This is a genomic window from Frankia sp. CcWB2 (genome assembly GCF_977927585.1).
In genome coordinates this window covers 4,076-4,789 of record NZ_CDWRCM010000280.1, presented here as the reverse complement: position 1 = coordinate 4,789, position 714 = coordinate 4,076, and the positions used below count along the sequence as shown (strand labels likewise).

At 69.9% G+C, this 714-nt stretch carries 1 protein-coding gene; it reads right to left on the bottom strand.

The window, feature by feature from the left end:
• Positions 1-626: thioesterase II family protein (locus ACY45C_RS20390; RefSeq protein WP_462189163.1), on the bottom strand; the 626-nt coding region annotated here is incomplete at its 3' end.
• Positions 627-714 lie beyond the last annotated feature (88 nt).

Sequence of the window (714 nt, the reverse complement as noted above, 5' to 3'; positions counted from 1 at the left end):
GAATTCCCATCGCCCTCACGGCGCGTGGACAGCAGCTGATCCGAAATCGCGTTGGCGACGTCCCGAGGGTGGGAATCGATGTACCGGTCGTCGCCGGGGAAGATGCGGATGTCGAATGCTCCGCTCGTGTGCTCCGACCACGCGTAGGCATCGCGGACGGTGGTCCGCTGATCGGCGTCCCCCGCCAGAACAGTAATCGGGCATCGCACGATGTCCAACGGCCCGCGTCCGTCGACGACGTCCTCGTCCGGCCCACCAGGCGTCAACGGCACAGCGGCGTCGCCCCGCCAACCGCGGGACGGGGCAGGACTGGCGGACGCGAACAGCCCGGCTAGCGGGATCTGGGAGGTCTCCAGCCGCCGGGCGACCTCGAACGCCAACCACGCTCCGGCGCGGTGGCCAAAAATAACCAGCAGGCAGTCCGCCCACTCGGCTGCCACCTCGCGGACCGCGGGCACCACCGTGCTTTCCACCTGGCCCGACCCCGGCCGGCCGGTCCAGGTGAAGCACTGGACCGCCGCTACGGCCACGGACGGCGCCAGCAGGTCGGCGATGGTGGCAAAGGTGCGCACCCGCTGGGCCGGGTACGGGAAGCAGATCAGGCCGGCGTTACGCTCCGCCCCCACGGAAAGCGGCGCACCGTCGCGGCGCCTTCGGCCGTCATGACCGACGATCCATATCGCGGGGAAGCGTCATCGGCGCCGTCATCAGTTA